The organism is Coleofasciculus sp. H7-2 (genome assembly GCF_042747725.1).
Lineage (GTDB): Bacteria > Cyanobacteriota > Cyanobacteriia > Cyanobacteriales > FACHB-T130 > FACHB-T130.
The window spans coordinates 98,934-113,766 of sequence record NZ_JBHZGO010000040.1 but is presented as its reverse complement, the minus strand read 5'-3'; the positions used below and the strand labels follow the sequence as shown (position 1 = coordinate 113,766).

At 49.4% G+C, this 14,833-nt stretch carries 9 protein-coding genes; all 9 read left to right on the top strand.

What is annotated here, in order from left to right; genetic code table 11:
* Position 1: 1 nt before the first annotated feature.
* Positions 2-532, top strand: coding sequence for a hypothetical protein (locus tag ACFW2W_RS10330; RefSeq protein ID WP_378176918.1), 531 nt, complete (start codon positions 2-4; stop codon positions 530-532).
* Between the two features lie 397 nt (positions 533-929).
* Positions 930-3,011: a VgrG-related protein gene (locus ACFW2W_RS10325; protein ID WP_378176916.1), complete on the top strand. Its 2,082-nt coding sequence runs from the start codon at positions 930-932 to the stop codon at positions 3,009-3,011.
* Between the two features lie 109 nt (positions 3,012-3,120).
* Complete coding sequence (locus ACFW2W_RS10320) at positions 3,121-3,414, top strand: PAAR domain-containing protein (protein ID WP_378176913.1); 294 nt, start codon at positions 3,121-3,123, stop codon at positions 3,412-3,414.
* Positions 3,415-3,779: 365 nt separating this feature from the next.
* On the top strand, positions 3,780-4,193 hold the full coding sequence (locus ACFW2W_RS10315) for a GPW/gp25 family protein (protein ID WP_378176910.1): 414 nt from the start codon (positions 3,780-3,782) through the stop codon (positions 4,191-4,193).
* 127 nt (positions 4,194-4,320) lie between these two features.
* Positions 4,321-6,528, top strand: coding sequence for a putative baseplate assembly protein (locus tag ACFW2W_RS10310; protein ID WP_378176908.1), 2,208 nt, complete (start codon positions 4,321-4,323; stop codon positions 6,526-6,528).
* A gap of 419 nt (positions 6,529-6,947) precedes the next feature.
* Entirely contained in the window at positions 6,948-8,027 is a 1,080-nt protein-coding gene (locus ACFW2W_RS10305; protein ID WP_378176906.1) for a phage tail protein, read from the top strand.
* A 53-nt stretch (positions 8,028-8,080) separates the two neighbouring features.
* Positions 8,081-9,343: a DUF4159 domain-containing protein gene (locus ACFW2W_RS10300; protein ID WP_378176904.1), complete on the top strand. Its 1,263-nt coding sequence runs from the start codon at positions 8,081-8,083 to the stop codon at positions 9,341-9,343.
* A 244-nt stretch (positions 9,344-9,587) separates the two neighbouring features.
* A complete protein-coding gene (locus tag ACFW2W_RS10295; protein WP_378176902.1) occupies positions 9,588-11,750 on the top strand; it encodes a hypothetical protein in 2,163 nt (720 codons plus the stop codon).
* A 105-nt stretch (positions 11,751-11,855) separates the two neighbouring features.
* Entirely contained in the window at positions 11,856-14,741 is a 2,886-nt protein-coding gene (locus ACFW2W_RS10290; protein ID WP_378176900.1) for a hypothetical protein, read from the top strand.
* Positions 14,742-14,833: the final 92 nt, after the last annotated feature.

Below are 14,833 nucleotides of genomic sequence, written 5' to 3'. Positions count from 1 at the left end.
TATGTCAACCACTCGTCTGGTCAAAGCAAAACTTATTCCAAAGGTTCCAGCGCAGGGTGTGGACACCATTGAGTTCATGTTCAACCCCACCAAACTTTCCTTCAGCCGGAGTGTTCAAATCAATTCCCCTCAAGGCGCACGTACTGCTAAAGGACTGCCGAAAGTCAGCTTCCAAAGTATAGATCCTTACAAGCTCACCATCTCAGAGATTCTGTTTGATACCTATGAAGAAGGCACCAGCGTCCTCTGGTACATCAACAAATTGAAAAAAGCTGTTGAGTTTGCCGATGGTCAAGATGTCCCGCCCGTCTATGTATTTACCTGGGGTGCCCAAGAATACCTGCGTTGCTTTGTGCAATCACTCAGCTACGAACTGACCATGTTTCTACCTGATGGCACTCCAGTGCGGGCTTCAGCTAGCCTGACCCTCCACGAGGTAGATGTACTTATCCCCCCAGGCTCTCCGGAAGCTCCTTCTAGTGTGAATCGCGTCGGGGAGAGTCGAGACAGCAAGACTCGAAAGGCGACATGAGTGGTAATCATTTGTTTGGTGGCGCGGAACCAGAATGGTTAGAAAAAGAATTGTAGTTCGACCTTTGGAGAATGGGCGATCGCGTAGAGTTTCTTCTAAACTAGCTGAAACTCTCGTTCTAAATTTTGAATTTAGATTTTAGATCAGGACTCGCCGCACATCACCACATCTGAGGGCAACCACAGGGGGATTGCCCCTACAAAACGCTATATGTATAAGCTTTGCCTAAGTCCTGAGATTAATGTCTGCGCGGGTTTATAGATACTTTCGACAATTGGGCAATCATCAGCGTGTAGAATGCCCCTATTCAAATACCAAAGATTAAAAAAATTGCCAGTTAGCCTTTAATCCAAAATCTAAAATTTAGAATCTAAAATCATTTACGTGTTGCCTACAAATGCCAGAGAATACAGCCCGCTACATATCCCATCCCCAAATAAAGATTGATGGAGATGATGCTCCTGGGAGTTTGATGGAAGATATTCTTCAAATCTCCGTGGAAGAAAGCCTCCATCTCCCAGCCATGTTTACCCTAATCATCCGGAACGACTACTTTCCGGGGCGCGAAGGAGAAGAACTTTGGCGCTACGAAAACTTATTAACAATTGGGAAATCCGTCCAGATTGGTTTTAAATCCAGCACTACAGAAGATGCTGATTTTGACGATACACAGCAAGGTAACATCCTGAATGGCGAGATTACGGCAATTGAAACCCACTTTACCAGTGGCTCTCAAGCTCCGGTCGTGATTCGCGGGTATGACGTTTCCCACCGCCTACATCGGGGACGCTACAACCGCTCTTTCCAAAACATGACCGATACTGACATTGTTCGGCAGATTATCGGTGAATTGGGGATTACAGCGGGCACCATTGACGAAAGCGGGGGTCCTTATGGCTTTGGCGATCCAGTTGGCTATATTTTCCAAGAAAATCAAACCAACATGGAATTCTTGCGAGAACGGGCAGCTCGGAACGGCTTTGAGTTGTTTGTGCAAGATGGGAAACTGCACTTCCGCAAGCCGGTGGCGGGTGATTCTTTGGCTCTCAAGTGGTTGCAAGAAATACATAGTTTCCAGGTTCGGGTGACAAGTGCAGAACAGGTAGATTCTGTTGAAGTGAGAGCTTGGGATTATAAAAGTAAACAGGTGATTGCATCTACTAAAAGTAGTCAAACAACACAGGTCATTACCGATACTAAACAAGGTAAGGGCAAAGCGACTAGCACTAGCTTTAGCAGTACCCCCAAGATGATTGTTGTCGATCAGCCAGTCTCTTCTCAGGCAGAATCAGACGCGATCGCGCAAGCTTTGTATAACGAATTATCGGGGGAATTTGTCTACGCTGATGCCAAGGCTGAGGGCGATCCTCGAATTCGACCGGGACGGGTCATAAACTTGGCAAGTATGGGAAAATACAGCGGCAAGTATTACGTCACGACAACCCGTCACGTCTACCAGGAACGGTTCTATACTACCGAATTTAGCGTGCGGGGATTGCGGGGAGACGATCTTCTAGCAACCTTGTCTCCCCGAACCCATCTTCAAGCCGGACAAACGTTGTTAGTGGGGATTGTCACCAATAACAAAGATCCCAAAAAATGGGGTCGAGTTAGAGTAAAATTCCCCACTTTAACAGAGGAACACGAAAGTAACTGGGCAAGAGTGGTGGGGGCAGGAGCTGGTGTAAATCGCGGTTTTGACTGTCTGCCAGAGGTCAACGACGAGGTATTAGTTGCCTTTGAACACGGCGATATCCATCGCCCCTACGTCATTGGCGGAGTCTGGAATGGTAAAGATGCACCGCCGGAAGATGTGAATAATACAATTTCAGGTGAGGGAAAAGTCCGGCTGCGGACGTTTAAAACCCGTACCGGGCATAAATTTCAGTTTGTGGAAGAAGATAAAGATACCAGTAAGGCTGGCTTCTATATTGAGACGATAGGCGCTCATAAATGTCACATGAATGACAGCGAAAAGTTTGTGGAAATTAAAACCACTGACGGTCATTATGTACGCCTAGACGATCAAAATAAGAAGATCGAAATTAAAACTAAAGGCGGTCATAAGATATTAATTGACGATCTCAATAAGAGGCTGGATATTACAACCACTGGCGGTCAGAAGTTGCTGATGAATGACACGACTAATACCATCACGATGCAGGCAGTGCAAAAAGTGAGTATTTCAGCACCATTGGAAATTCTGCTGCAATCAGGTCCTAGCAGTATAAAACTGGCACCTGCTGGCATAGAATTTCAAACCGCAGCCAAATTAAGCGCTCAAGCAGGCGGAATCTTAGACTTGAAGTCTGGGGGTGCTGCCACTATGAAATCTGGTGCGGCTTTGTCGCTGCAATCTGGCGGTGCTGTGAGCGTGCAGTCTGCCGCAGCGTTGAACCTGCAAGCAGGTGCGGCGGTGGCGATTATGGCAGCTGCCACAGCCAGTATGACCGCGCCGCTGATTCGGCTGAATTGTTAACAATTGCGGGTGGCAAAGAAGAAATAGCGATCGCGACCAATGGCTAATGCCTAACCATACGAAGGTGGTACACAATTAGCCAGTCTTCGATTAACAATTAAGGAAGTCAATGTTACCAGTAGCCGTACTAGGCGATGTCGCTAGTGGTAGTCCCATTATTGGACCTGGGGCACCAACCGTGCTAGTTATGGGGCGACCTATCGCTTGTATGGGAGATGCTGTCGCTGGCCCGTCGATTGCTGGCGGTGTTCTCGCTATGCCTTGTTCTGTCACCGTCCTGGCTTGCGGACGTCCAGTGGCGCATATGGGCACAATGGCTGTGGGAGTGACTCCTACTGTGCCTCCAGTTCCCATTTCTTTACCTGTTATTGCCACAGGCGTCACAGTATTAGTTATCCCTTAATTAGCAATTAAGGAGGTGGAATTATTATTAGGATTGGGTTAGCGATCGCGTAACCCATCCAGATGTTGGGTTTCCTACGTCAAACGCCACGCCTCTCAACGCGGGAAACACAATCTGCACGGGGGTGGCTCCCATTCCCTACGAAAATCTTCAATTTAATTGCATCTAAAAGCTGATAGTTTGAGGAATCTTTCACTTTCTTCAAAGCCAAGACTTTCTTCGGCTACAACCCGCTTTGGGGTAGAAGGGCACCGCACCTAGAACCTAGGCTAAAGCCAGCGCCGGGATAACTCGACTTTTGGCGAATAGTCTGGGACTTTCAGCTTTAGTAAAGTGGCTGCGATACTAGGCACAGAGTCACTTTTATGCCAGAAGGATCGGATAAGCAGCGCCGCCACTTGGGTACGGGATGGTCTTTCCCACTACGGGTGAACGTACAGGGAGGGCTTCAACTCAGTTCCGCAGAACGGAATATCGAAGAATCTATTCGGATTATCCTGCGGACTGAAATTGGAGAAAGGGTGTATCGACCCAATTTTGGGTCGCGCTTATCGGAAATGGTCTTTGCGCCCATGAATACCCAAACCCTTCTGCTGTTGCGTTTGCACGTACAAGAAGCTCTAGAAATGTGGGAGCCGCGCATTGTCATCGATCTGGTGCGTACCGATCCCGATCCCATCCGAGGTCGGGTGGATATTATTGTGGAATACCACCCTAAGGGCACTTATGATGCTCTTAGCTTGGTCTATCCTTTTTACCTGAACGGCAAAGAGGAGTAATGGTTAAGGAGGGTTTTGAGTAAGAAGAGAATTCTTTAATTCAAAATTCAAACCTGATTTATCGCATCTCTACAACTTTTGCCCAATTACTAATTACCAATTCCCAGTTACCTATTATTTATTAATAATGGACTTTGATTTTTTACCCAAGTTACCGAAGTCCGATTTAGATGATCGGACATTCAAAGATTTAGTAGATGAGTGCATTCTGCGAATTCCTCGCTATTGTCCGGAGTGGACGAATTATAACCCTAGCGATCCAGGCATCACGCTGATTGAGCTATTTGCGTGGCTGACTGACCAAATGTTGCTGCGGTTCAATCAAGTTCCCCGTCGCAACTACGTTGCTTTTTTAGAGTTATTAGGGGTGCGCCTGCAAGCTCCAGTTCCAGCTCAGACAGACTTGACTTTTTATCTGAGTGCTGCTTTGCCCGAACCGTATACGATTCCATCTGGGGTGGAAATTGCCACCGTCAGGACAGAAACTGAGCAAGCGATTGTCTTCAGTACCAACCAGCCGCTGGTGATTGGCAAGCCGAGTATCCGACATTTTCTAACGGCTCAGACGGTTGAAGATACTCCCCAAATGTTGCGCGATCGCTTCACGAACCTTTGGACTTTGCGCCCTGACGGTGAGTGGATGGGTAGAGAATTAGCCTTTTTTGATGAGCAACCCCAGTCGGGAAATTGCTTTTATCTGGTATTCGACCCGGAGGACGAATGCGAAGGGAATGTTTTGGCAGTCAAGTTTAAAGGAGAAGTGGCGACATCCACCGGCATTAATCCCGACGCGCCTCCTCGCCGCTGGGAAGCTTGGAATGGCGCGTACTGGCAGCCAGTTTTGTTGCAGGAAGCCGACGATGGCACTAAAGGATTTAGTTTCAGCGAATTCGCCCGTACTGGGAGCAATCCCCTTCAGAGTGGGGATGTCGTGCTACATCTGCCCCAACGCTGGCCGGTGAGCCACTTCCTCACCTACCAGGGTCGCTGGCTGCGCTGCGTTTATAGTCACATCGACCCTACGCAACCGGGTTACAGTAGTTCCCCGCGCATTGTGAGTTTGTCGGCGAGGGCGATTGGTGGTACTGTCCTCGCTTCTCAATGCGAACAGGTTAGAAATGAACTTTTGGGAGAAAGCGACGGTACGCCCGGTCAAACTTTCCAATTGCAAGGCGTTCCTATTTTGACACGGCGGGAAGATGAATACATTCTGGTGAGTCCGCCTGGAGCCTTGCCTCAAATATGGACAGAAGTCAATGACTTTGCCGATTCTGGCCCCCAGGATCTTCACTACACGATTGACTCGCGGACTGGGATGGTTCAGTTTGGTCCCCTGATTCGAGAACCCGCCCAACTCCAGCAGCAGACGCAGTTGCGTGCGAGAACGCAGATGCAGAACCTGGTGAGCGATCGCCTGCTGAATGCCAGTCCCCGTCCCGAAGAAGTGCGATCGCTAGAGCGTCAATATGGTGCAGTGCCGCCTAAAGGCTCCGCGATTCGCATGGTCGCCTACCGCACGGGAGGAGGTCGAAAAGGCAATGTTCAACGAGGAACCATTACCATCCCCAAGTCAGCAGTCCCCTACGTTGCCAGAGTCATTAACCATATCCCCGCCCGCAACGGTGCCGACGCCGAATCCTTGGAAGACGCCGTCATCCGAGTGCCAGCAATGCTCCGCACCCGCGATCGCGCCGTCACCCCCGAAGATTTTGAGGTACTGGCACTACAGGCAGCAGGCGGTGGCGTGGCTCGTGCCCGTTGTCTGACTCCTACCGATAGTAGCGAAGCCGGAACCGTCCGACTGATGCTGGTGCCCCAGGCGAATACGGATGCGATCGCGCGGGGGGAAGGCATTCACCCAGACCTATTTTCCCTCAGCCCTCAACTGAGCGAGCAAATCCATGCTTACCTGAATGAGCGACGACTGCTGGGAGTGCAAGTGCGTCTGCAAGCACCCGAATATATCGGAGTGTCCGTTCAAACTGAAGTGGCACTAGAGCCAGAGTACAACAACCCCCGCGCCCAAGAAGAAATTCTTCTGAAATTACGGGTAGCCCTGTACCGCTTCCTCAACCCGCTTACTGGCGGGATGGATGGGAAAGGTTGGCCTTTCGGACGCCCCCTTTATCCTTCAGACATCGTCACCTTATTCCAGCAAATTCCAGGCGTTCGCTATTTAGGTGTGGTGCAGCTGTTTGAGTTGCGTCAGCAGGAACAAACCTGGGTACGAACACTGCCTCAAAATCCGGTCATCGATCCCGGTCCTTTAGGGTTAGTCTGTTCCTGGCTGAACACTCGCCTGCGCTCCGGTCATGTCGTCAACCTGATTCAATAAAGGACACAGGGATGAGGGCTGAGGACTGAGTGCAAGGGTGAAGAGAATGAGAAAGTAGTATCAGTTATTCTAGATTTTTGACCTCGCCTGCGCTCCGGTCATGTCGTCAACCTGATTCAATAAAGGACACAGGGATGAGGGATGAGGGCTGAGGGCTGAGGACTGAGTGCAAGGGTGAAGAGAATGAGAAAGTAGTATCAGTTATTCTAGATTTTTGACCTCGCCTGCGCTCTGGTCATGTCGTCAACCTGATTCAATAAAGGACACAGGGATGAGGGCTGAGGACTGAGTGCAAGGGTGAAGAGAATGAGAAAGTAGTATCAGTTATTCTAGATTTTTGACTGCTGTGGCTTTTCACTTTCTGATTCCTCATTCAGTCCTCCTCCCTCACTCCTGATTTTCAGCACTCACCACTGACTATGACTCAAAGCACGTCGCACGGTAAAATCTTACACCTGACACTCACCCCCATGCAGCTTGCCGAGGCAGTTCAGCCAGTGGGGGCGAGTAGCACTGCCAATGCGCTGGCACTCAGTGGCAGTGTCAGTACCGAAGGCATGACGAGCAATCAATTGCTTGTGTATCCAGGCGAACCGAGTGAAATGGTGGTACAGCTAAAAAACCTGGGAACCCGAATCCTACAGGTTAACCTGCAACTTGAGGGCAACTTCCTCAGCCAGTGGTGTCGCATTGGCATGGAGGGTCATGAAATTGCTCCAGGTCAGCAGATGGATGCTGTGTTATATTTCCAAATCCCAGCCAATTTCTTTGAGAATAACCAGTCTTTAGAGTCGGGTGAAACCCTAGTCGTCGATTATCATAGCCGCCTTTATGTGTACTACACAGAGCAAGCAGGAACTGGGGGGCTTGCCATACCAGGCAGGCAACTGCTCGAATCCGCAGCCTTCAACCTCTATGTACGTCCCCGCAGTCTCTACCTAGATTTTTTGCCCAGTCTCTATCGGGAAGTAGACTTTATTGGTCGCTTTTTGAAGATTTTTGAGGAGACTTTTGAACCCGCAGTGCAGTCGATGGATCTTCTGTGGGCTTATTTAGATCCCTTGACTGCGCCGACGACGCTGCTACCCTTTCTTGCCCACTGGGTAGCATGGCCGATGGACCCCCGGTGGAGTCTGAATCGGCAGCGATATCTGATTCGTCAGGCGGTGGAACTTTATCGCTGGCGTGGGACGCGACGGGGGTTGCGGCTCTATCTACATCTCTATACAGACTTGCCCCTCGACGATCATCTACCCGAAGAAGCTGATAAGCACATTAGTATTGAAGAAATCTTTGGTCAAGGTTTCCTTTTAGGGGAAACGCGCCTTGGCGAAGACTCCATGCTGGGCGGTGGGCGTCCCTATCACTTCATTGTACGCCTGCGACCTGACCGACTTGGTCAAGTCGATGAAGGATTAGTGCGGCACATCATCGACCAAGAAAAACCGGCTTTTTGCACTTACGATCTTGATATTGCAGAGGTAATCGGGAGTGGGTAATCGTAATAAAAAAAGCAATTAGTCATTAACAATCCTTCAATTAGCTATTAACAATGATGTTTCCTCCACCACCGACTAATCCTTTAGAACGTCTCCAGGTTACTGATGGTCTGTTGATGAATGCCGACCGCTGGCGTCGGACGCATGAGTACCACCGACAGCGACAGAATATCCATTATCAGTCTCTTAACCAGCCAGGGATTGTCTGCGGTTTGGGCGTGCGCTTGATTGCGGCACCAGCGGAAGTTGCGCCGCAATTCCGGGATGGACGTTGGGTACAAATTCAGCCGGGAATTGCGATTGACTTGGCGGGAAACCCAATTATTGTTTCCGAACCGATTGAATTTCGGGTGTCGGGTGAGACGCTAACAGAGAACCCTCAGATGGTTTATCTGGCGATTAGTTATGTAGATCCGGAAAAATTGCGCCGGAAAGAGTCTCGTGAATTTGAAAAGGAAACTTTCCGGCTTGATGAAAAGACTACTCCACCGAGTGAAATGGAAGTGGAATTGTGCCGAATTTTTCTGCGATCCGAGTTAGAGGAATTAGAGAATCCTAGGGATGTGTTTTTTCCGACGGTTAATAGCTTAGATTTGCGTTATCGAGCGATCGCGCGATCGCGTCCCCAAGCAGTTGTCCGCGTTGCCCAAGTGACGCAGCAGCAACCTGCCGATGAGCGTAGTTTTTCCCATCTCTCTTACTTACTCAATTCGGTTGCTGCACTTTACCCCAGCTTACAGGGAGCGGATCTGATTGGACAAGTTCCCTTTTTGGGTACCGAAAAGTCTTTGCCGCTTGCCGCTTTAGGCTATGATCTGCTTTACTTCAGGGGTCGTCAGGCACTCTATTTAACGACCCCTGAATTTGAAGCCCTAAAAAATTATTTAGAGACAGGGGGTGTCCTGCTAGTCGATGCTGCCACCGATGCCATAGACCTGATTGAGAGCATCATGGCGATCGCTCAACAACTCGGAACTCCTTTAGAGGATATCAGACGCCTGAGCCGAAATCATCCCTTGCGGACACAGCCTTTCTTGTTTGCAGCGTTACCCACTTTGAATCAACAGCCCATTCAACTCGGCTATGGCGGAGGAATTATCTTAGTAGTTGGCAGTTTGTCAGCAGCTTGGGGATTGGATGACAAGTTTTTACTGTCGCGAGAAACTATCCGCACCGCCCAAGAATTGGGAATTAACCTTCTGCATTTCGCATGGCGCAGGCGGCAACTCACCCAATTATTAAGAGCAGATAAGCCCGCATCAACCGTCGCCAAACCCTCTGTCAAACAAGCTATTTTTGACAAATTACAATTTTAAAATCTTCTATCCTCCAAACAAAAACTAGACGGTGTTTTTTCCGGTGTTCTTGTTCGCTGCTAGTAACAGTTAGCAAATAAAGGTCATTAGCTATCTAGCTACTATAGCAATTTTAATAAGTTGATGAAATTCTCTCTCTCTCTCTCTTTCTTCCTTAGCGCTCTTTGCGCTTTCGCGGTTCATTAAAAAAAGGTAGCTTTCACCAATTCAATAAGACTGCTATCGCTAAAAAGGTATATTTTTGATGGTAAATAAAAGTCTCATCAATGCTAAATTATCCACCCAGTTACTTAGATACAAACCGGGAGGGATACCGGCTTCCTTAGAAGTAACTGTTACAAATGAAAGCAATCAATTTGCTACTTTTCAAGTAGAACTGCTAGCAGCTGGTGCTGACTCTAGTGTGGCTAATTCCTGGTATAAACTATCTCCAGGAATTAGCGCCAAAACGCCCCCTGGAGATAGTACAAAGTTTTATGTAGCGATTACTGACACGCCCGTTCCTGGGTTTGTTGGCAAAATGAATATCACAGTCCGCATCTTCTCGATGGAACTGCGGGAAGAAGAAAGACAACTTCTCAGAATAGCCATTGAGCAGGGAACTGGCTCCATCCCCATGCAGGTTGAGCTGCCAGTCCGAGAATTCGTAGTTCATCCGACAGACTTGGTCGAAATACCAGTCTGGGTATACAATCCCAGTCAACTATCCACCAATGTCGTGCTACATTTTGTGGGCATAGAGCCGACTTGGCTAGTCGAGAGTGCCCAACGACGGCTGCAAGTTGCACCAGCGGGCAAGGTAGAAACAAGTTTCTTATGCCAAATACCCATTGCAACCCTTGCCCCCAGCCAGGTATACCCTTTTACCGTTGAATGTACTCAGCACAATGGTCCCCCATCCAGGAATGCAGGATCAATCAAGATCGTTGCTGCGGGATTTATGGATTTCAGTTGCACCCCAGCCTTGCAGCAAATCCCTCCATCGCGGAATTGGCTACCTAGATGGAAGTCTAACTCCGCAAGTTACAAACTCAATTTTGAGAATGCCAGCAATTTAACTCAGCAAGTGAGTTGCGAAGTCGAGGCGGAGGATCAGCGGAGATTCCATTTGCAGGTCATCCCTGAAGTGGTAGACCTGAACCCAGGCGAGACGACTCAGTTGCAGCTGGTGTGTACGAGGAAGCGGCGCTGGTGGGGTTCAGTCCAAAAATTTCTTTTAGAAGTTAGGGCGATTGTGTCGGATGATCGCTTAGATGTCCGCAATGACACCCAAATCTTGAAACTGCTCGTCCAGCCGGTTCTCCCTATCTGGATGCAGTTAGCGGGATTAGTATTGCTGCTTTTCCTGCTCTGGTCGCTGTCGTGGCTAAACCCCGGCAACCCATTTTGGGGTCACAAAGCTTCTGTCACGTCGGTGCAATTTAATGGACTAGGCGAGCAACTGATCAGTGGCTCGAATGACCAAACCGCAATCAGATGGCGCACTTCAGGCTTTGTGAATCCTTTGATTAATCAAGAAATTGGGGTTGTGGGAAAGGCGGGTAAAGCCGTGCGCGTCATCCGGTATAAACCAGTAGACAATAATGTGGTTGCAGCAGGCTTAGAGAATGGGGAGATCCAGCTGTGGAATGTATCGGGGGAAAAGCAACCGATAAATTCTTTCTCTTTCCAAAAAGACGATCGGGTTTTGGCTCTAGAATTCACCAAAGACTCGCGTTATCTATTGAGCGGTCACGGGAGTGGTTTGGTTGCGGTGTGGGATATAGAACGCGACCTCGACAATCCTAACTCTACCAATCAACCGCTGCGAGGGAAGAAATTTGATTTTGTAGTGAATGCTTTAGCATTGGTGGGAAAAGCCGATAGAAACTTAGCGATCGCGGGACGCTACAACCAATTTGTAGTCTGGAATTTGGCAAAAGATAAGTGGGGGCGCGTATCCTATCCCCGGCAAGGAGGTCAGGAAGATTACATCGTCAGCTTGGATAGTGCTGAATACAAGCCGAATCTTTTAGTCACTGCTGATAACCAGGGGTATATTACCTTATGGAATATGCAAAAATGTCTTGCCGAGCAGGGACCTTGTGAAGTTTTGGATGAATGGTCAGATGGTCACGGCGGCAAGTCAGTTCGGTCGGTAGCCTTGAGCGCCAATGGTTGCTACTTGGCGAGTGGAGGGGATGACGGACGGGTGATGCTTTGGCCTCTGACTGCTGAAGGTAAACGCGATTCCCAATTAAAAGGCAGAAAAATCGATCTCTCGTTTGGTCAGTCTTGGCATATTAATAGTGTAGATATCAAAACGGTCGGAAACTCTATCTTCGTAGTTAGTGGTAGTGATGATACTGAGGTGAGGTTAAAACGTGTCGATCGGCTACCGCAACTACAGTGCGACCAACAAAACTGAGGTAAAAAAACTGAGAACTGAGCAGGACGCCTCACTGAGTTTTCAGTCGCGTAGAGACGCCGATTTATCGCGTCTCCTCAGTCCTTATTTCTGGGGAGGGAAACAATGACAACGAGACAACCGTTCGATGCTGGTTCCTTAGAGAGACAGGGGAGACAGGATGAAAAAGCCGGTGGTCTCACAATGGTTGATGTCCTGACGCTGCCAGACTCCCAGCGACAGATCGTGCAATGGATGATGCGTAAAAAATCAGAAGTCAGTCTGGCTGAAGTGGCAGATCGTACTGGCTCAGGGGAGGACGTAGCGATCGCTCTGTTGGACGATCTGGTAGATCAAGGCTTTGTACAGGAGACGGAAGTTGCAGGCGAATTACGCTATCGGATGCGTCTTGCTGCCAAACGAGGCAGTCAGCAGTTGCCTCAAACCATCCACCAAGCGCTGGCTCCTGGTAATCCCCTCGCGGTTATCCTAAATCCTTCCGGAGACTACGCCCTCGTTGCCGGAGCGACCTTCGATCTATGCATCACGGTGAGTAATAAGGGCAATCAAAGTGCCTTAATTGATATTTTTGTCGATGAAGTATCCCAGCCTCTTCGTCAGTGGTGTGCTTCTCCCCATCAGCGGCTGGCATTAGGTTCCAACTCTACCAGCGAGGCGATCTTTCAGTTTCAGGTGCCAGTCGAGACGAAACCGGGCACCTACCCATACCTGCTGGTAGTCGATGCGCCGCAACACTACCCCGAAGATACCCCGATCCGGCATCAAGCGCGACTCCAGGTTTTACCGCCGATTGAGACTGCCATTCGGGTTAGCGACCCCACCTTTAGTCTTGTACCAATCACCAGTTCTGCTGTCCCAGCTCGTCTCCAACCCGGTTCGCTGTTGCAAGTTGTGGTGAACGTACACAACCGCTCTGACCGAGTCGATCGGTTTCGGCTGATGTGCCCGGATCTGGATGAGAAATGGTTTAGCGTGCGTTATCCGGAAGGGCTAGAGTCGCCGGGACTGGTGACAACGACGACGGGATTAGACCTCAACCCCGGAGACAGGGGGCAAATCCTGCTACTGTTAAACCCGCCAATGGACGCGCTGGCAGGAACTTACTATCCCACCGTTCGCTTATATTCTGTCAACAATCCAGACCTGGTGCTGCTGGATGTCGTTTACCTAGAAATTCTCCCGACTTACCTTCTGACCGTAGAATTTCGCACCCTGGTAGGTAAGGTGAGACGCCTATCCGGATTGTATGAACTCAGATTAAATAATGGGGGCAACACCTCGCGCGAGGTGATCTTGCGCGCCAAAAGTTTGGATGAGGAGGATGTGTGTTCTTACACGGTGTCGCCTTCCCTGGTGCGGATAGCGCCTTTTTCTTTAGCGATCGCCGAAGTTCAGGTAAAACCGCTCAAGTGGTGGCGTCGTCCTCTGTACGGGGGAGGACGGTTGATCGGCTTCGGCGTTGAAGTTGAAGATACGCAGCAGTTACCGCTGATTAATGATGTACCTCAGGGGACGCTGTATTGGGAACCCCGTCCTTGGTGGCAGTTCCTGCTGGTATTGCTGCTTTCTATAGGAATTCTGGTAGCGATCGCTTTCCTGATTTGGTTGCTATTCTTTAAGCCAAAGCCGCCACCAAAAATTCTGCAATTTAGCTCTGAAGACCCTCTCTATCAAGCCTCTGAAGGCGACTTAATTCGTCTGAGTTGGCAAATTCGCCACCCAAATCAGATACAGTCGCTCTTGCTCACCGGGCAATCGCCTGACGGAACGGCTACCGTTGAACCAATTTCTTACGATTTCCGCCAGGGTGTTCCAGAGCAACTCAAGTCATTTTGTGCGATTCGGCAGGTTTTAATCTGCAAAAATGTGCGTACAGATGCCCGCAAAGCCGGTGACTATGTTTTTGAACTGAAAGTATTCTCGAAAAAGGGAAAAGATGCCGCATCGGACACCCTGAAGACCAGTCCGATCAAAATTGAACCGGAGCCTCCCCCGAAGATTATCGAGTTTTCCTCTACAAAACCTATTTATGCAGAGGTTCCTGGCAACCCCACCAATGCCAATAAAAAAGTCAGCGATGAAAATAAAATTCGCCTCAATTGGAGAGTTGTCAATCCAGAGCAGATCAAAGAGTTGCAGTTGATCGGGCGATCGCCTGACGGTGCGGTGAATAGTGTATTGAAGCGGTTTGACTTCAGCAAAGGTGTTGCAACTGGTTTGGCAAAATACTGTACCGCCGACGCAGCGCTAATCTGCAAAAATGTGCCTACAGATGCTCGCAAACCTGGAGACTACATCTTTGAATTGATGGTCGTTCCCAATACAGGACAACCGGAACCATCAGATTCTAAAAAGACGGATGCGATTAAAATTAAAGCTCAACCTTCTAGAATTGTTAATTTTCAAATCAACAATCAAGAAGCTTTACCAAAATATATTGTTCCAGTCAATCAGGCAAAACCCGGTGCAATTATTAAAATATCTTGGAAAGTAGAAGGCGGCAACGATATTAAGGTTGAGCTGCTTCCGGCACCCGGTACGGTTCCAGCTCAAGGCAGTATCCCCTATACTCTCAGTCAAAAACCGGGTAGTGAAACGATTACGCTGCAAGTCACCAATGCCTCTGGCGAACAAATTAGCAGAGCAGTTACAATTGAAACTTTTGAACCGCCGCCCCCACCGGCTCCACCTGCCTTAGTCCCGGCTCCACCTGCCCTAGTCCCTACTCCACCTGCCTTAGCCCCGGCTCCACTCGTCCCACCGCCGCTACCCCCAGCTCCCCCTCCCGGAGCCTCTGGGGCACCCGCCGCGACCTCTAATACTGGTTCCCCAGAGGCTTCTGGCGCTGGTACCCCTGCTGTTAGTACTCCTGCCGCCGGTACTCCTGCCACTCCCGCCGCCGGTACCCCTGCCACCCCCGCCGCCGGTTCACCCACACCCAGCGAGCCTGGTTCGCTCTCGCCCTCCGAGTTACCACCCCGTTCTGACTGACTTAATTAACGACTGGTAAGTAAGCGAATGCAATTAAATTGAAGATATTTGTAGGTTGGCTTGACGGAGGAAATCCCAACACCTGCATTGGT

What these genes read in the sequence shown, in the direction of transcription:
- ACFW2W_RS10320 (WP_378176913.1), top strand. Translation starts at nt 3,121, where the DNA reads ATGTTACCAGTAGCCGTACTAGGCGATGTCGCTAGTGGTAGTCCCATT.
- ACFW2W_RS10315 (WP_378176910.1), top strand. Translation starts at nt 3,780, where the DNA reads ATGCCAGAAGGATCGGATAAGCAGCGCCGCCACTTGGGTACGGGATGG.
- ACFW2W_RS10290 (WP_378176900.1), top strand. Translation starts at nt 11,856, where the DNA reads ATGACAACGAGACAACCGTTCGATGCTGGTTCCTTAGAGAGACAGGGG.
- ACFW2W_RS10300 (WP_378176904.1), top strand. Translation starts at nt 8,081, where the DNA reads ATGATGTTTCCTCCACCACCGACTAATCCTTTAGAACGTCTCCAGGTT.
- ACFW2W_RS10295 (WP_378176902.1), top strand. Translation starts at nt 9,588, where the DNA reads ATGGTAAATAAAAGTCTCATCAATGCTAAATTATCCACCCAGTTACTT.
- ACFW2W_RS10305 (WP_378176906.1), top strand. Translation starts at nt 6,948, where the DNA reads ATGACTCAAAGCACGTCGCACGGTAAAATCTTACACCTGACACTCACC.
- ACFW2W_RS10330 (WP_378176918.1), top strand. Translation starts at nt 2, where the DNA reads ATGTCAACCACTCGTCTGGTCAAAGCAAAACTTATTCCAAAGGTTCCA.
- ACFW2W_RS10310 (WP_378176908.1), top strand. Translation starts at nt 4,321, where the DNA reads ATGGACTTTGATTTTTTACCCAAGTTACCGAAGTCCGATTTAGATGAT.
- ACFW2W_RS10325 (WP_378176916.1), top strand. Translation starts at nt 930, where the DNA reads ATGCCAGAGAATACAGCCCGCTACATATCCCATCCCCAAATAAAGATT.